The organism is Maritalea mobilis, from assembly GCF_019800885.1.
In the GTDB taxonomy this organism is placed as follows: Bacteria; Pseudomonadota; Alphaproteobacteria; order Rhodobacterales; family Rhodobacteraceae; genus Roseibacterium; species Roseibacterium beibuensis.
In genome coordinates this window covers 247,769-264,046 of the sequence record NZ_JAHVKE010000004.1, presented here as the reverse complement: position 1 = coordinate 264,046, position 16,278 = coordinate 247,769, and the positions used below count along the sequence as shown (strand labels likewise).

The 16,278-nt window shown below is 63.9% G+C and carries 18 protein-coding genes and 1 tRNA gene; 8 read left to right on the top strand and 11 right to left on the bottom strand.

Annotated features, from left to right (window positions below; genetic code table 11):
• The first annotated feature begins 26 nt into the window (after window positions 1-26).
• The 4 genes from KUV65_RS15720 (at window position 27) to KUV65_RS15705 (ending at window position 3,381) form a co-directional block, all read left to right on the top strand.
• Entirely contained in the window at window positions 27-1,568 is a 1,542-nt protein-coding gene (locus KUV65_RS15720) for a nucleotidyltransferase (protein ID WP_222191669.1), read from the top strand.
• Window positions 1,561-1,983 (top strand): hypothetical protein, encoded by a 423-nt coding sequence (locus KUV65_RS15715; RefSeq protein WP_222191668.1) that lies wholly within the window; start codon window positions 1,561-1,563, stop codon window positions 1,981-1,983. The genes KUV65_RS15720 and KUV65_RS15715 overlap by 8 nt, the downstream gene beginning before the upstream one ends.
• Window positions 1,980-2,726, top strand: a complete 747-nt coding sequence (locus tag KUV65_RS15710; protein WP_222191720.1) for an SAVED domain-containing protein — start codon at window positions 1,980-1,982, stop codon at window positions 2,724-2,726. The genes KUV65_RS15715 and KUV65_RS15710 overlap by 4 nt, the downstream gene beginning before the upstream one ends.
• 343 nt (window positions 2,727-3,069) lie before the next feature.
• Entirely contained in the window at window positions 3,070-3,381 is a 312-nt protein-coding gene (locus KUV65_RS15705) for an H-NS histone family protein (protein WP_222191667.1), read from the top strand.
• 4 nt (window positions 3,382-3,385) lie between these two features.
• Here KUV65_RS15705 and KUV65_RS15700 read toward each other — a convergent pair whose 3' ends face one another.
• The 3 genes from KUV65_RS15700 to KUV65_RS15690 all read right to left on the bottom strand — a co-directional run bounded on the left by KUV65_RS15700 (window position 3,386) and on the right by KUV65_RS15690 (window position 5,717).
• On the bottom strand, window positions 3,386-3,673 hold the full coding sequence (locus KUV65_RS15700) for a hypothetical protein (RefSeq protein WP_222191666.1): 288 nt from the start codon (window positions 3,671-3,673) through the stop codon (window positions 3,386-3,388).
• Between the two features lie 254 nt (window positions 3,674-3,927).
• The gene (locus KUV65_RS15695; RefSeq protein WP_222191665.1) at window positions 3,928-5,094 is read right to left on the bottom strand and encodes an AAA family ATPase; all 1,167 of its coding nucleotides are present in this window, start codon (window positions 5,092-5,094) and stop codon (window positions 3,928-3,930) included.
• Between the two features lie 311 nt (window positions 5,095-5,405).
• Window positions 5,406-5,717, bottom strand: a complete 312-nt coding sequence (locus tag KUV65_RS15690; protein ID WP_222191664.1) for an ETC complex I subunit — start codon at window positions 5,715-5,717, stop codon at window positions 5,406-5,408.
• 401 nt (window positions 5,718-6,118) lie between these two features.
• On the opposite strand from KUV65_RS15690, the gene uvrB reads away from it, so the two are divergent.
• The gene (gene uvrB, locus KUV65_RS15685) at window positions 6,119-8,311 is read left to right on the top strand and encodes an excinuclease ABC subunit UvrB (RefSeq protein ID WP_374107081.1); all 2,193 of its coding nucleotides are present in this window, start codon (window positions 6,119-6,121) and stop codon (window positions 8,309-8,311) included.
• 3 nt (window positions 8,312-8,314) lie between these two features.
• Here uvrB and KUV65_RS15680 read toward each other — a convergent pair whose 3' ends face one another.
• Window positions 8,315-8,989, bottom strand: coding sequence for a hypothetical protein (locus KUV65_RS15680; protein WP_222191663.1), 675 nt, complete (start codon window positions 8,987-8,989; stop codon window positions 8,315-8,317).
• A gap of 504 nt (window positions 8,990-9,493) precedes the next feature.
• The gene (locus KUV65_RS15675; RefSeq protein ID WP_222191662.1) at window positions 9,494-9,844 is read right to left on the bottom strand and encodes an SH3 domain-containing protein; all 351 of its coding nucleotides are present in this window, start codon (window positions 9,842-9,844) and stop codon (window positions 9,494-9,496) included.
• 239 nt (window positions 9,845-10,083) lie between these two features.
• Between KUV65_RS15675 and KUV65_RS15670 the strand changes: the two genes are divergently transcribed.
• Together KUV65_RS15670 and KUV65_RS15665 are read left to right on the top strand one after the other, a co-directional pair.
• Window positions 10,084-10,677 (top strand): hypothetical protein, encoded by a 594-nt coding sequence (locus KUV65_RS15670; protein ID WP_222191661.1) that lies wholly within the window; start codon window positions 10,084-10,086, stop codon window positions 10,675-10,677.
• 11 nt (window positions 10,678-10,688) lie between these two features.
• Window positions 10,689-11,015, top strand: coding sequence for a hypothetical protein (locus tag KUV65_RS15665; RefSeq protein ID WP_222191660.1), 327 nt, complete (start codon window positions 10,689-10,691; stop codon window positions 11,013-11,015).
• On the opposite strand, the gene KUV65_RS15660 is transcribed toward KUV65_RS15665, so the two are convergent.
• Entirely contained in the window at window positions 10,949-11,548 is a 600-nt protein-coding gene (locus KUV65_RS15660) for a rhodanese-like domain-containing protein (RefSeq protein ID WP_222191659.1), read from the bottom strand. The two genes, KUV65_RS15665 and KUV65_RS15660, sit on opposite strands and share 67 nt — an antisense overlap.
• Before the next feature lie 146 nt (window positions 11,549-11,694).
• On the opposite strand from KUV65_RS15660, the gene KUV65_RS15655 reads away from it, so the two are divergent.
• A tRNA-Ala gene (locus KUV65_RS15655) sits at window positions 11,695-11,770 on the top strand.
• 32 nt (window positions 11,771-11,802) lie between these two features.
• On the opposite strand, the gene KUV65_RS15650 is transcribed toward KUV65_RS15655, so the two are convergent.
• The 5 genes from KUV65_RS15650 to KUV65_RS15630 are packed head-to-tail and all read right to left on the bottom strand — an operon-like array spanning window position 11,803 to window position 16,216.
• Window positions 11,803-12,882: a DUF1513 domain-containing protein gene (locus KUV65_RS15650; RefSeq protein WP_222191658.1), complete on the bottom strand. Its 1,080-nt coding sequence runs from the start codon at window positions 12,880-12,882 to the stop codon at window positions 11,803-11,805.
• Window positions 12,883-12,886: 4 nt separating this feature from the next.
• Window positions 12,887-13,900, bottom strand: a complete 1,014-nt coding sequence (locus KUV65_RS15645) for an imelysin family protein (RefSeq protein ID WP_222191657.1) — start codon at window positions 13,898-13,900, stop codon at window positions 12,887-12,889.
• Window positions 13,901-15,505, bottom strand: coding sequence for a di-heme oxidoreductase family protein (locus KUV65_RS15640; RefSeq protein WP_222191656.1), 1,605 nt, complete (start codon window positions 15,503-15,505; stop codon window positions 13,901-13,903).
• Entirely contained in the window at window positions 15,465-15,950 is a 486-nt protein-coding gene (gene bfr, locus KUV65_RS15635) for a bacterioferritin (RefSeq protein ID WP_222191655.1), read from the bottom strand. Before bfr ends, KUV65_RS15640 begins: the two co-directional genes overlap by 41 nt.
• On the bottom strand, window positions 15,917-16,216 hold the full coding sequence (locus KUV65_RS15630; RefSeq protein WP_222191654.1) for a (2Fe-2S)-binding protein: 300 nt from the start codon (window positions 16,214-16,216) through the stop codon (window positions 15,917-15,919). The genes bfr and KUV65_RS15630 overlap by 34 nt, the downstream gene beginning before the upstream one ends.
• Window positions 16,217-16,278: the final 62 nt, after the last annotated feature.

Here is a 16,278-nt window from a genome sequence, read left to right as displayed (position 1 = left end):
CAGCATCGTCTGGAGAATTTTAATTTATGGAATTCCCATTGCCGAATACCAGACCTATCGATCAGTTACTGGAAGATCTCGTTGAGGAACTTCAGGTCCCGCCGGGCCGGTACGAACAGGCTGAGCGCAGCTACAAGTCGCTCGGTGAGTGGCTGCACCGACCGGATTCAACTGTACGTAACGACAGCCCCGATGTGTACGTGCAGGGTTCTTTCCGGCTCGGGACGGCGATCAGGCCCGCATCGGACGAAGAAGACTATGACATCGATATGGTCTGCCGTCTCGACTACGAGAAGTCGGCACTGACCCAAGCGGAGCTGAAGCGTCGCGTCGGCGTCGAGGTCAAAGCCTATGCCCGGCGTTATGGCATGAGCAAACCCGAAGACGGGCGCCGCTGCTGGACCTTGGTCTACGCGGATGGCGCACAGTTTCACATGGATGTCCTGCCTGCGGTGCCCGACTTCGAGAAGCGGCGCTATCTGAGTGAAGCGGGCCCCGCGCTTGCCCGACTGGGGGCAACCGCGCTCGCGATCACAGACAAGGAACACGACGGCTTCCGGCAGGCTGGCGGCCGCTGGCCGCGCAGCAATCCCAAAGGCTATGCGCTCTGGTTTCGCGATCGGATGGGCCAGGCGTTCAGAAGTCGTGCTCTCAACGAGGCACGCAGGATGCAGGCCAGCGTTGAGGATGTTCCGGCATGGCGGGTGCGTACCCCTCTGCAGGGCGCTATCCAGATCCTGAAACGCCATCGCGATCTGATGTTCAGCGACCGGTCGGATGACAAGCCGATCTCCATTCTGATCACCACTCTTGCCGCACATGCCTATAACCAGGAAGAACGCCTCTCCGATGCGCTGTTCTCGATCCTTCACGGAATGGACCGGCATATTACCCGTCGCAATGGCGTGGACTGGATCGAAAACCCAGCCGACCCCGAAGAAAACTTTGCTGACAAGTGGGAAGACCACTCTGAGCGCCGGGATGCATTCCATGAGTGGCTTCAGCAGGCCCGCAGCGATTTCGCTTCGGCACACCAGGCTCTCACTGCCGACGGTGTTGGTGCCGTCCTCGCCGAACGCATGGGGCAAGGGCTGGTCGAACGCGCACTGGAGCGTCGCAATCCGGCCAGGAAACCGGGTGTTCCCGCGCGGCTGGTCCGTGCGGTGAATCTCGTCCTTGCTCCAGCCTACATGCGAAAGCCGCGATGGCCGCAGGCTGCGGAAGGCCGCGTGACTATTCGTACGGCGAGCTTCACGCAAAACGGGTTCAGGCCGCAGAACTTCGTGAGCAATGGCGCGCCGCTTCCAAGAAATTGCAGCCTGCGCTTTGAGGCTGACACAACGGTGACCGGGCGTTTCAAGGTCTACTGGCAGGTCGTGAACACCGGACGGGAAGCCGAGGATGCGGATTGCCTCCGTGGGGGCTTCAGTCCGGACGCGGCGGTCCGGGGTGGTCTGTCCCATTCTGAGAGCACCCTCTATAGGGGCCAGCACAGCATCGAGTGTTTCATTGTGAAGAATGGCAAACTGGCCGCGCGTAGCGGTCAGTTCATCGTGAATATTGGCTGATCCGGAGGCTGAAGACATGTCTTTCTGGCGCAAACATGGTGACCGGTTTTTCGATGGATTGATCACCTATATCTTCCGAACCCCGTCCTGGCCTTCGAGGTCGCTGCGTGCCGGTGTCACATTGATCGTCGCCGGGCTAGGCGTCGGTGGGCTGGCTGGCGATCTTTCCTGGATCGATGCGGACCGCGTCATGCGGCTGGCTGTGCAGGCGGATGGGGGCGGGTTGTCGGTCTACTGGTCACAGATCACCGTCTTCTTCGGCATTCTGCTCGCTGCTGCGGGGGCTATCCTTGGTGTGATCGATCACATCGCTGACATGCGGCATCTCAGGAAGCAGAGCGTGGTTGTCCTGGAGCACCGCGGGCTGCACCAGACTGTTGATACCCCCTTGCCTCTGCCGTACCGAAACGCCTGAAAGGCCGTATCGATATCCTGCCAGTCGACCACCGGCAGTCGACATCAACGAGTCAGATCAGCAGTCCCGAAGATGCACTCTCGCAGATTGCCGGGTTGCGGCAACAGCTTCGTCAGAAGCGTGATGCGGCGGGTCCTGGAAACGTCAGGCTGGTCTACGGTGGCATGGCCGCTGTTCCGCTGACGTTTCTGACCGGCATGATGGTTGGCAATGAAGCTGGTCTTACAGTGATGGATTGGGATCGCTTCGCAGAAGAATGGCGCGAACCTGACGGCGCAGATGACGGAGACCGCTTCGTCATTTCCGGGATCGACGGCCTGAAGGAGGATATTCCGGAGGTAGCAGTGGCCGTCGCTGTTTCCTACCCGTCGGACGCAGACGGTATCAGAGCGACTCTCGGTGATATGCCTCTGATCCGCCTCGCTTTGCCAACTCTGAGCACGACGGCGCACTGGTCTGCCAGCAAGCAATCAGCCATGGCGAAAGACTTCACGGATCTTCTGGGCGTTCTCATGGCAAAAGGGGTCAAACGCATTCACCTGTTCATCGCAGCCCCCAACAGCGTTGTGTTCACTCTGGGCCGGCACCTCGATGACAGGCTGCATCCTGAGGTGTTGGTCTACCAATACGAACGTTCGGCGTCGCCGCCGTTTCCCTGGGCGGTTCAGATGCCCACCCATGGGCGGAGTGCAGCGCAGGTCGTAAGAAGTGGCGCGATACCAATTCCTCCTGCAACCAGCTGACCATTTACGGGTGCCTTGCGGCGCGCAAAGCACACCGTTAGCGATGAGCAAGCAGGCTCTGACGTGGAACACTACGGACGAGAAACTCCTCTCCGGAACTCATCCCCCCTGAAGGTCCGCTTCGGGCGTTGACAGGCACGGCCCACGCCGCGTTGCCGCAAGTCCGCTTGCCGCCCACTTCATCTGACCACCACGCTGGGCGCTGTCGACCCGAGGCCTGCGAAGGCCGCAGCAACCCCGGCGTCGCTCCGCACCTCCGGCCCGCCCGTTTCCAGGCGCATTGACATATCACTCTCGCAATCCGTAAACGGCCCAATCGTTAACGCCGGACAGGAACTTTTAAATGGGTCTGAACACCCTTTCGCTCGAAGAGCTGAAGCAGCTTCGCAAGGATATCGACAAGGCAATCGAGACCTACGAGGCGCGCAAACTGGTCGAGGCTCGGACCAAGCTTGAAGCGATGGCCGCAGAGATGGGTGTGACGCTGGAAGCCGTCGTCGGCACCACTGGTAAACGCAAAGCCAAATCCAAGAGCATCCCGAAGTATCGCCACCCCGAGAACCCATCGAAGACATGGAGCGGCCGTGGCCGGAAACCCGCGTGGTTTTCCGACGCGCTCAAGAACGGAATGACCGAGGACGACCTCAAGATCTGATCCGCTACCTGTCCTTCCATGACTGCCTCAGCTTCTTGCGGCATGCGCCGCAGAGGTTGTTCAGACCGCCGCCAAGGGATTGGACACCTGGGCTTCGCCCGCCGCAGTCTTCGCACGTAAACATGGCGTCCCATTCGGCGTCGCGAAGACGACGCTGCACACGGTCGTTGCCGCCCCTGACATAGACCCGCAACTCGCCGAATTTTTCCTTCACCTGGAACACGGTGATGGTCAGGCCGTCTTCTTGCCGGATTTTCTCGAAGTCATCGAAAAGGCTCTCGAGGATGGACAACCATCCCGGCCCACAGCAAACACCGAAGGCCTTCAGGTCTGTCGGCGCCGATCCGAGGAGTGCGGGGTGCTTTGCGAGGATGTCGTCATAGGTCCTAGTCATTCGTTCGTTCTTTCCGGGGTTGTGTATGGTGATTTCGCCATATGCGTGAGCAATACCGCCGTGGCTGGGCCGTATATGGTCTTTTCGCCATATCGGTCGGCCCGATGACCCCATAGACGGAGCACTGACTCCACAGGCGACGTGGTTCGCCGTCAGTGCAGAATCGGCTTGTGTTGAAGCGTCTCGGCCCGCTCGAGCAGGCGGAGGGCGTCGCGCAAGCTGAAACGCCGATGCGTGATCTTCGGCCCCCTGAGAATGGCGTCCACCACGGCGTCGATCGCGGCCTCGCCCAACCCCATCGTCCCGCCCTGCCGCCGCGCAAATCGAACGAGGTCGTCCGCAGTCACGTCGGGCAACTCGATCACCTGGCAACGGTTCAGAACCGCTGGTTCAATCGTCGCGGTCTGGTTGGAGGTCAGCACCCAGGAGATCCGCGACATGTCGAAGGGCAGCCGATACATCGGGCATTCCCAATGCCTGGCTGTCGCCGGCTCAAGCAGGGACAGCAGCGCATCGGAGAATGAGAAGCGAGTGCCCTTGCCCGATGTCGCTGACCCAGACTTGCAGAGTTCGTCCACGACACAGAGCGGGTTGATCAGCCGGCGTTGCAGGATGACCTCGAGCGGCCGCCCAGCCTGTGCGCTCCCCCAGCCTCTCTCGAGGCCGGTGAGCGCAAAGCCAGCGGCGCTCTTCGAGGCGTCGATCTCGATCGAGGGCATGGCCAGCCGCTCGGCCAGGCGGCGGGCCCAGACGGATTTGCCGATGCCCCATGGGCCGTTCAGGATGACAGGCCGCAAGACGATCGGTTCACCAAGACGCGCAGCCCGGCGCAGGGCATGCCAGGCATGCTCGGTGGCCGGCCCCATCCAGGGCATCTCATCGTGAAGCGCGGCGGCGATCTCGTCGGCCCAGTGTTCATCTCCGGGCATGACGGCCGGCAGCCCGGCCCGGATCGGTTTGAGCTTTTCGGCCTCTTCCTTGCGCAGATCCGCGAAAGGATTGACCGGAACGGTCTTGCCATGGGCGAGGCACCGCGCGCGGCGCGCGATCCGGTCCTCGTCGCGCATCCGAAGCAAGATCTCGCTGGCATGAAGCGGAGGGAAAGGATGGCCGACAGCGGCTTGCTCGTCCGACACGCCACATTCTTCCTTGAGAGCCGTTCTGGCATCGAGAACCTTCTGGAGATCCTCCTGGCTCGGCGGCGTAAAGCAAAGCTTCTGAAGGTGGCGGGTGAACCGCGCGATGAGGTCTTTCTCATCGTATTTCGGCTTGGTGGCCTGCTCGGCGAGCAGGAAGGGATAGAGGTCTTGGGTCGACATGCGCTGACTCCACGGATGGAGGGAGACAGGGATCGGCCGCGATATGGAGAAAGGTCAGGACTGCACGCGAAAGCCGACCCCGGCGAAAGGCCGGGTCAGCTGCGTATGGCGCGGGTGCAAGTCCTGAACATGTGCCACAAGATGACGAGGGGATGCGCTAGGGTCAAGAATGAGGCTGTACGCTGAGGAAAGTTTCCGAATTACCACATCTTGGCGTCACGTCCGTTAAGCGCACCAGATCTAGAAAACCAGCTAGTTTCGCGGGATCCTTTCCCCGATTCCGAGACAACTTTGCCCCGATTTACAACACATCAATGCGTCCAGGCACCCCGGCGGTCAGTTGCGAAATTCTCGCCGTAACCGCGCGGCCGGATGTTGGGCTTGCGCTTTTTCGGCTGGACGACGACCGCGTCGATCTCATGTTCCTCGGCGTAGTCCTTGGCCGCCTCAAGCGTGTCGAAGCGCAGGCGCACCTGGCTGTCCATATCCGAGGAACTGGTCCAGCCCATGAGGGGATCGATCTGGCGCGGGCTTTCGGGCGTGAATTCCAGGACCCAATGATGGGTCTTGGCCGTGCCCGAGGACATTGCGGATTTCGCCGGCTGGTAGATGCGCGCACGCATGGGCAACCTCATTGATTGGTCTGGCCCCTGCTTATCCGAAAAACATGGCCTCTTGGCAACACGCTAACCTGTCGCGCGGGCGGGTCGGTCCGTCTTCTGAAACTCGGCGGGACCGGGGCAGCGGCAGAGGGTTGCCGGCACGGGCCGAGGGAGCGAGGGGTGGGTGGGTGGTCGGCCCACGCCGGCAACCGCTTCTGCTGCTTGCCAGATCAAAATACCTGACAAGCCTGATTCTCGACAACAGGAAATTCTCCTTAAAGTTGTGCAAATTGTCCGGGCTTTCGAAAGCTTCCGTTAACGATTGCGCGCCGGGCCGGACCCGTCGCAACGCGGCCCCAAAGCACACCCCTTGAAGAAGAACAAAAAGCGATCAATTTCTGTGGGGTCAGCGGAGAGGATCGATGCACAACAATTCCCCCGAACAGATGCCAGATACCGGCCTGTCGATCGACGCGGTGCGCGCCCGCCCCAAGCTGGAGGGCGGCAAACGCTTCGTCATGCAGTCGGAATTCAAACCGGCGGGCGACCAGCCGACCGCCATCGCGGAGTTGAGCGCGGGGATTCTCTCGGGCGACCAGAACCAGGTGCTTCTGGGGGCCACTGGCACTGGCAAGACCTTCACCATGGCCAAGGTGATCGAGGAAACGCAGCGTCCCGCCATCATCCTTGCCCCAAACAAGACGCTGGCAGCGCAACTTTACGGCGAGTTCAAGGGCTTCTTCCCCGACAACGCGGTCGAGTATTTCGTCAGCTACTACGACTACTACCAACCCGAGGCCTACGTCCCGCGATCCGACACCTATATCGAGAAGGAATCGCAGATCAACGAACAGATCGACCGCATGCGCCACTCGGCCACGCGGGCGCTTCTGGAACGCGACGACGTGATCATCGTGGCCTCCGTCTCCTGCATCTACGGAATCGGCTCGGTCGAAACCTACGGGGCGATGACGCAGGACCTGTTCGCCGGGCAGGAGTATGACCAGCGCAAGGTCATGGCCGATCTCGTCGCCCAGCAATACCGCCGCAACGACGCCGCCTTCCAGCGAGGGTCCTTCCGCGTGCGGGGCGACAGCCTGGAGATCTGGCCCGCGCACCTCGAAGACCGGGCGTGGAAACTTTCGTTTTTCGGGGAGGAACTGGAGAGCATCACCGAGTTTGACCCGCTCACCGGCCAGAAAACCGACAATTTCGAAAAGATCCGCGTCTATGCGAACAGCCACTACGTCACACCGCGCCCGACGATGCAGCAGGCGATGAAGGGCATCAAGGCCGAGCTTCAGCAACGCCTCGACCAGCTGGTGGGCGAGGGCAAATTGCTCGAGGCGCAGCGCCTCGAACAGCGCACGAATTTCGATCTTGAAATGCTGGAGGCGACCGGCGTCTGCAACGGGATCGAGAACTACTCGCGCTACCTCACCGGCCGCGCCCCCGGGGAGCCGCCCCCCACCCTCTTCGAATACATCCCCGACAACGCCATCGTCTTCGCCGACGAAAGCCACGTCTCGGTGCCGCAGATCGGCGGCATGTATCGCGGCGACTACCGGCGCAAATTCACGCTGGCCGAACACGGGTTCCGCCTGCCCTCCTGCATGGACAACCGCCCCCTCAAGTTCGAGGAATGGGACGCCATGCGCCCGCAATCCGTCTTCGTCTCGGCCACCCCCGCCGATTGGGAGCTGGAGCAATCCGGCGGCGTCTTCACCGAACAGGTGATCCGCCCCACCGGCCTGCTCGACCCCAAGGTCGAGATCCGCCCGGTCGAGATGCAGGTCGACGACCTGTTGGACGAGATCCGCAAGGTCGCCGCCGACGGGTTCCGCACGCTCTGCACCGTGCTGACCAAGCGCATGGCCGAGGACCTGACCGAGTACCTGCACGAACAGGGCATCCGCGTGCGCTACATGCATTCCGACATCGACACGATCGAACGGATCGAGATCCTGCGCGACCTGCGGCTGGGGGCCTTCGACGTGCTGGTCGGCATCAACCTGCTGCGCGAGGGGCTGGATATCCCCGAATGCGGGCTGGTCGCGATCCTCGATGCGGACAAGGAGGGCTTCCTGCGCTCGGAAACCTCGCTGATCCAGACCATCGGTCGCGCCGCGCGCAACGCCGAGGGCCGCGTCATCATGTATGCCGACAAGATCACCGGCAGCATGGAGCGCGCTATGCGCGAAACCGACCGCCGCCGCGCCAAGCAGATCGCCTATAACGAGGAACACGGCATCACGCCCGCGACGGTGAAGAAGAACGTCGAGGATGTGCTTGCCGGCCTCTACCAGGGCGACGTGGACATGAACCGCGTCACCGCCAAGGTCGACAAGCCGCTGCACGGCGCGAATTTGGAAGCGCACCTGAACGGCCTGCGCGAACAGATGCGCAAAGCCGCCGAGAACTTGGAATTCGAAGAAGCCGCGCGGTTGAGGGACGAGGTCAAGCGGCTGGAAGCGGTGGACCTCGCCGTGTCGGACGACCCTCTGGCGCGCCAATCGGCGGTCGAGGCCGCCGTGGAGGATGCGCAGAAGATGAAGGGGCGGAGCACGGCCGGACGGCCGGGGCAACGGGGTGGTGTGAAGAGACGGGGGAGGTGAGATCTAGCGATTCAGAAATGCGTCAGCGGCTTCATATTCAACTCTTGTAAGGTTCTCGCTTACCGGAGCGGGAGATTGAACGACGTTAGGCAAGCCCCGTAGTATCTTCGCCAGATCGCCCCAACGGCTCCAACGATGCAAGACAACAAACCGCTCGTTAGCGATAAGCTCAGGAACCATTTTTTCGATCAACCAATTTCGGTGAAATCTCGCTGATGGGAGTTCCTCGGTAAGTGCCTTCACGTCCGCAGCCTTGCCGTCGATGGAACGGTATGCCACGCCATTTACCAAAGCTGCCGCACCAGACTTCAACCATGCGGAGTAGTTTCGATTTAAGTAGTATGGCGCAGTATACTCAGGGTTGGCGGGCTCCGATTTGTGCAAGGCTAGCCTGAAGCGATCTTCTGAACCGGTATCTTCGAATTCGCGATCTGTCACGCCTTGCCGATACCCACCATTGTTCTGCAGGATAATGATCCTCGCCGTTCGCAAGTCGCCCACGTAGGCGGGTGGCGGATAGTCCAGATTGAAACCGTGGTTTGGAAACCTCTCAAAGGTTTCTACGTCCGTAGGATGAATGGTCCCTTCGAGGTGAGACCAGAACTCGATGAGCGGGTCCGCTGCATTTGGCATTTTTCGTGCCACCTGAGCCTTAAGGTGAATGAGTGGCAAATCCAATCAAAGCCAAAGCTCTTAGTCGTATATACAAGTTTGGCTTTTCCGATGGTTGCGATGCATTTCGCCCATTCTGAGAACAGGTCCTTGAGCAGAAAACCACTATTGGACAAGGGGATCAACCGCGCGATCAGCGCCGAAGGCGCCGCGCGAGCGCCGACGCGCCCCCACGCGGCGGCGCTTTGGCTGCCACAAGCGCGCCGCTCGAACAAAGCGATGACTTGGCAACCATAAACCGCTCCAGACTCACCGTAACAGCGCCACCGCGCGCGTCGTCCCTCGCGCGGCTTGTGCTCTGACCACGCGCTGCACTAGCTCGCGCCTCGCCGGGGCGTCGCCCGTTCAGACTCAAACGCTCCACCGGAGCGTTTGCCGCTACGCGGACCGGCCTTCACTCTCGCGCGTCGTCCCTCGCGCGGCTTGTGCATGGCACAATCCCAAGGGCGCATGTTCCGCTGTAGGGCCGGACTTGTCCCGCCGCCCCCGGTTGGCGGGATGAATCCCGCCCTACGGGCACACCCCTCCGATCGACAGGTAGCGCCCATGGACCCAGCCATTGGGGTTCGCCTGCCCCCACAGCGGGTTCAGGCATCGGCCCGACATGCATTGCACCCGGTACCAACTGCCCGAGCGCGCCCAGACCGACACCTCGTCGCCCAGGTACAACTCGCCAATCTGCGCATTGCCGGTCCCCGGCCCCGTCCGCACCGCGAGAAATCCGTTCCCCGCTGCGTGGTTGTAGGACGAGATCGGCCTGATCCCGGTGACATACCCCGTGCAATCCCCGGCCAACCCCACGCCTGGGGCCAGCGCCATGGCGGCGGTTAGGGCCGCGCCAACGAAACCTGTCATCTTCATCGGATACCCTCCTCGAACCCGGGGCCGCGACAGGCGGCCACGACGCGGGCGAGTATACGCCACCACCCCGACACGCGGCATGACCTGGGTCATTGGCCGCCCCGCGCACCCACCGTACGCACCCCCCGGAAAACGCGCCAACCCCCTGATCCAACGTCAGGAATCCCCCACTCCCGCAACACCCCGCGACTCGTGCTATCCTGCGCGCAGTCTTTTTTCACTGACCAGAGCTTTTGCCCATGCGCCCCCTTCTCGCCCTCCTGATGACCCTGCCCGCCCCGGCCCTTGCCGATGACTGCGCCGCGCGGCTGTCCGGCCTGCTGGCCACCAGCCTCACCGCCGACGGCCCCTATATCGCCGAAAACGTGAACCTGGTCGCGGGGATGCGGCAGGTCTATCGCCAGCATTTCGTCTCGGACACGCATTTGCTCGTGCAACAGCTGGAGCCCGCGGGCATGCCCGACACGCTGCATTACAACGGCGGCGCGTGGACCTCGGACGGCGCGGGCGGCTGGACGCTCGCCTGGCAGATGCCGCCCGAGGACGCCGCCGCCGGCATGGTCGCGCAGCGCGAGGCGATGGCCGGCGCCGTCGAAAGCGCCACTTGCGCCACGGAAACCCTCGACGGCCGCGCGATGGAGCGCATCACCGGCCTGCTCGGCGAAACCCCGACATTCGGGCCAAGCCTCGCCGTCTCCTACCTCGTCGATCCGACGACCGGGCAGGTCACGCACCTGACCTACGATTACACGCTGAACGGGATGGAGATGCACGCCGAGTACGAGATCTCTCCCGCCCCCGGCCTCGATCTGCCCCTGCCGCCGTCGAACTGACATGGCCGTCGATGCAGGAATTCGAGACCACCCATTCCCACCTCTACCCTGGCGCTCATGGCGTCGCGGGGAAACGGCCCGTGGACGGGCCGGTGACGGTGGTCTTTGCGGACGGCACCCGCGCCTCGGCGAACCTCAGCGGCACGCGGCTTTCGGTGGCTGCGCATCGCACGAGCACGGGCACCGAAATCTCCGCCAAGGACTGGCGGGTGAGCTTCGACGCGCCCATGCCGGACGGGCGCGTCGCCTTTCGCGTGGTGGGCCGCCTGGCTCAGGACGCGCCGCCGGGCATGACGGTCAGACCCAGCATGTTCCAGTTCTGCATGCCGCCGCGATAGTAGTAGAGGTTCTCCGCCGGGAAGCCCGCCTCGATCATCCGGCGCGCGGCCGTGGGCGACTGCCCGCACCATGGGCCGTTGCAGAACAACACGACGTTGGGCAAGTCGCCCTCGCAGATCCAGCCGTCGAAATCGACCTCGCAGCCCAGGTCACCCAGCCGGTCCGCGGCCTCGGTATAGGGAACCGAGATCGCCCCGGGGATCGTGCCCTCCTCGTATTGCGGGCGGATGCGCCCGTCGACCAGGATCGCGTCGCCCGATTGCAGGAACTCCAGCACCTCGATCTCGCCCACCGGCGTTACGCCCGGCGCGGGCACCATTGGCTGGATGCAGAAATTCGGACAGGGGCGCGAGGTCTGTTGCCAGAATTCGCCGACCGTGGCCGAGGTGTCCTGGTTGCGCATGATCTCGACCGGGCCATTGGCCGTCTCGACCGTGACGCTCATCATGTCCGGCGTGATGCCGACCTCGTCCTGTGCCAGCGCGGGCGCGGCAAAGGCCAGCGCGCACAGGGTCATCAATGCCTTACGCATATCGGGGATCCTCCCTTGAAATGTCGCTCTCTCCCACGAACACCCTAGGCATTCTTGCGCCGGACTCCAAGTGATCTGCCGGCAGGGACCTGCGGCGCAAATGCGCATTGCGACCGACAAAAAATCGGATCAAAACCGCGCGCATCGGGGCCGTAGCTCAGTTGGGAGAGCGCGTCGTTCGCAATGACGAGGTCAGGGGTTCGATTCCCCTCGGCTCCACCATCCCACAACAAATACGGGTCCACCCCGCGCGGTCACACCGCGACGAGGTGGTTGTCCCAGGCCCACCGCGTGTGCGCCTCGGCCAAGGGCCGATCGCTCGACAGGCGCGTCAGGACCCCGGTGCCGGTCGAGGCGAAGAAGCCCCCCGCCGGGTCGGGACCGACGCCGCAGACATCCTCCAACGCGACCGCGCCGAGGAATGCGCCGCTGTCGCGGTCGAAGCGTTGCAAAAGCCCGCCGCGCGGCGAGGTGATGGCCAGTTCCCGCCCGTCCCCCGAGACCGAGACGCTGCCCGCGTAGTGCCGCATCTGGCGGTGCGCATCCTCGGGCGCGGACAACAGGCGCGGGGCCTGCCCCTGCTCGTGGGTGAAGAGAAGCGGCGGGTGCTCCCCCTCGCTGCCTTGCCATTGCATCGCGGCGGCCACCATCCCTGAAGGCGTCATCGCGAGATGCCGGATGGAGTTCTGGCGCAGCGCGACGTCCAGTTCCACCACTTCGACAGGGCCGCTCTCGGGATCGGCATAGGCGAGGTTCGCGCGCATCGTCGGCGCGTTCAGCTGCACGCGCCCGGTGTCGGGATGCGTGGCGATGCCGCCATTGGCAATGACCAGCCGCTCGGAGCCGGGCAGGCGCATCACGTCATGCGGCCCGACCCCGCCCGAGGGGAACTCGCCCACGCGCCGATACCCCGCGGCCACGTCCCAGACCCCGATCACCCCATCCAGCGTGTCGAGGTCGTTTTCCGGTGTGAACAGCAGGTCGCCGCCCATGGAAAAGGCGCCGTGCCCGTAGAAATGGCGATTTTCCGGCGTTTCGAGCCGTGCAATCACCTGCCCCTCGCGGCAATCGATCACCAGCGCGAAATTGCCCGGACGGCGGGCAAAGGCCACCGCCTCGGGCCGTTCGGGATGGGCGGCGGCGGCATGGCCCCGGTCGGGCATCGGCAGGTCGAACAGGACCTCGCCCGCCCCGGTCAGACCGCAGAGGCGATAGCTGCCATCGGGGGCGCGTGCCGCGCTCAGGAAATCGGGGCTGCCTGCATCGGCCCAGCCGGGGTGCGGGCAGGCGGCGATGGCCGCAAGGCTTGCAAGGAATCCGCGTCGTGTCGTCATGGTCTCAATCCCCGTCCAGCGAGTTGAACCCGGCCGCCACGCCAAGCTCCGGCCCAAGTCGTTCTTGCACAAGATCACGGAACTCGCGCACGCGCTGCTGCAAGGCCTCGACCCGAATGCGCCCTTGCGGCTCAGCCACCCCGGCAAAGACCGGGTCGTCCAGCTGTTCTGCCCGCTCCAGCGCGATCTCGACCGCTTGGGCCAGATCGGCCTGCAACCCGCTGTCGCGCTGTGCCAAAAGATGCGCCAGCTGCCCAAGACTTTCGACCGACAGCGCGACATGGCGCAGCGACCGGCCCGAGCGTCTCGCCTCGGCCCGTTCCGGGCGCGGGTTGTCGTAGCTGCCCAAGGGGCGGCCAAGACGCAGATCGGCGGTGAATTCCAACCCTTGGTTCAGCGAGGAAAAGAACAGGCGCAGCGCCTCTTCCGGGCTTTGGAAGCGGTCATTTGTGCCCGCCTCGCGCATCAGCCCGGCAAAGCGCGTCTCCCAATCGTCGCGGATCGCCCCGGCGGTCACTGCGATATCGCGCGTGATCGCCTGCACCAGCGCGCAGCGATAGGCATCGTCACCCATGGTCGAGATCGCCTCGTCATACAGCAGGAACTCCAACGCGAAGAACCCGCGCGCGGCGATCGAGACGGTGGCGAAGCCGTCCGCCGTTTCGATCACCGGGTCGGCGTCCTCGATCAGGGCGGACAGGCTGCGCGGCGTCACGCCCCGGCTATCGGGCCAGAAGGCCAGCGCGAACAGGCGGTTCTGTTCCTCGGCGGGGCCGAAGGTCAGGTGGCTGACGCGCATCCACGCGTCGAAGGCCTCGCCATAGGCCGTGCGCAAGGCCGCGTCACCCGGCGCGCAATGGGCCTCGGCCACCGTGGCAAGCTCGCCCGTCTCTTCGACCAATGCGGCATAGCCCGGCAGGACGTGCTGGCTCAGCACGTCCTCGACCAGTTCGGGCGCGGTCTGCGCCGACAACGGCAGGGGCAGGATCAGGGCGATGGCAAGAAGAAGCTGTCGCATTCAAAGGCTCTCCAGAAACTCGATCAGGGCGGCGCGGTCTTGGGGCGGCATGTCGATGACGGCGTCGCGGGCGGCCTCTGCCTCTCCGCCATGCCAGAGCACCGCCTCGAGCAGGGACCGCGCCCGCCCGTCATGCAAAAAATTCGTGTGACCCGACACCGTTTCCGTCAGGCCAATCCCCCAAAGCGGCGCGGTGCGCCATTCCCGGCCATTCGCGCGGCCCTCGGGGCGGTTGTCGGCCAGCCCCTCGCCCATGTCATGCAGCAAGAGGTCGGAATAGGGCCAGATCAGTTGGAAACTGGCTGGGTTCTCGCTGGCCAGCCGGTGCGTGACGTAGTTGGGCCGATGGCACGAGGCGCAGCCAATCTGATAGAAGATTTTGCGCCCGCGCAGCACCCCGGGGTCATCCACGTTGCGGCGGGACGGCACGGCCAGGGAGCGGGAATAGAAGGTCACGAGGTCAATCCCCACCGCGTCGATCTCGAAGCCCGATTGGCCGGCATCGCCGCCATGAACCGCGCCGATGCAGCTGTCCTGACGCGCGGTGCAATCGCCGTAGCCCGCCGGGAACAGCGGGCTGGAAATGCCGATATCATGGGCGAAGGCGTCCGAGACCTGTTCACGGATCGTCGCGATCCCGGCCTTGTGGCCGAAGCGGCCCAGCATCGGCTGGTCGTATTCCGCCGACCAGACGACCTGCGCGCGGCCCGAGATGCCGTCACCGTCACCGTCCTCCGGATCGGCCCAGGCCAGGATGTCCTGCGCGGGGATCGCCTCCAACAGGCCAAGGCCGATCATCTGCGGCGCGATGCGCGGGCTGAGCACCGCGTCGGGATGCAGCGGGCCATAGCCAAGGTCGGCGGCGGTGTAGGTCGGGCGGCGCAGCGTGGCGCTCTCCCCGCCCGACAGGGGCAGCTCGATCTCTTCGTAGCTGACCTCCAGCCGGTATTCCGCCGGGTGCCCGGCAAGGCTGAACTCCTGCAACTGGCGGCCATAGGTCGGGTCCGGCGCGGTCGGATACGTGCCCGCGATATAGCGGTCCAACTCGGCAAGCGCCGCTGCGCCGGTCGGAACGGCCACCTCCAGCACCATCGACACGGCGCTGTCATCGGCCCCCTCGGGCGGGTGCCCGCGCCCGTCATTCGGGTGGCAGCGCTGGCACGACCGGGCGTTATATAGCGGCCCCAATCCGTCCGACGCGATGGTCGAGGCCGGGGGCGAGACCCAAAGCCGCCCGAACAGCGCATCGCCCGAGTGGAAATCCAGCCCCTGCCCTTCCGTCAGGTTCGCCGCAGGTTGCGAGAAATCGTCCGGCCCGCCACGCACGGCAACCGTCCCTGCCCCGCCTGCATTCGCCTCGAAGGGCCACGCGGCGCTGAAATCCTCGGGCCATGCGGTGACGGCGGCAATGCGCGCGGCCTCGGCGTCGGTCCGTGGGATCACGTCGAGATGCGGATCGCCCAGTGCCAACCATGGCGCCGCCCCGTCGCGGGCGCCCCCCTGATCTGCGGGCAGGTTTGTCGGGAAAAGGCCGGCCGCGCCCAGCACGGCCAGCAGCAAGGCGTTACTCGGCTTCGTCCATGCGCGACGCGTTGAGATGGGCATAATTCTCGGCACCGATCTTGTCATGCAGGTCGATCTGCGTTTCGAGGAAGTCGATGTGTCCCTCTTCATCGGCCAGCAATTCCTCGAACAATTGCTTGGAGACCCAGTCGCCCACCGAGGCGCAATATTCGCGGGCTTCCTTGTAGAGCGCGCGGGCCTCGTGTTCGGCAGCAAGGTCGCATTCCAGCGTTTCCTTCGGCGTCTGCCCGATGCGCAGGGCGTCGAGCTTTTGCAGGTTCGGGTGACCTTCAAGGAAGATGATCCGCTCCATGATCTTGTCGGCGTGGTTCATCTCTTCGATCGACTCTTCGCGGCTTTTCTTCGCCATGTGGCCGAGGCCCCAATCCTCCTGCAGCTTGTAGTGCAGCCAGTACTGGCTGATCGCTGTCAGCTCGCTGCGGAGGGCGCGGTTCAGATAGTCGATGACCTGGCTGTCGCCTTGCATGGGATCTCTTCCTTTGTAGCGGTGGGTTGGTTCGATCCGGCATTAGAACGGCGCAAACCGCGTAGTTCGGCCGGGACGCTCAGGTTATCGTTTTTGCGCATCGTGTCGAGGAAGAGGGACATGCACCCCCCGCAATCCGGCGACTTGCCAAGCGCGTGATACACCTTCCCCGGCGTGATGATTGTCGCCGGGTCAGAGGCGCGCATCCAGTCGATGGCAGCATGGATCTCGTGGTCGGTGATGTTGGTGCAGTGGCAAACGATCATGGCCGGTGCTCCAAGCAGGTGTGTGGATTGGACGCGCCGTTCACCGGCGCGCCCCGCTTGCC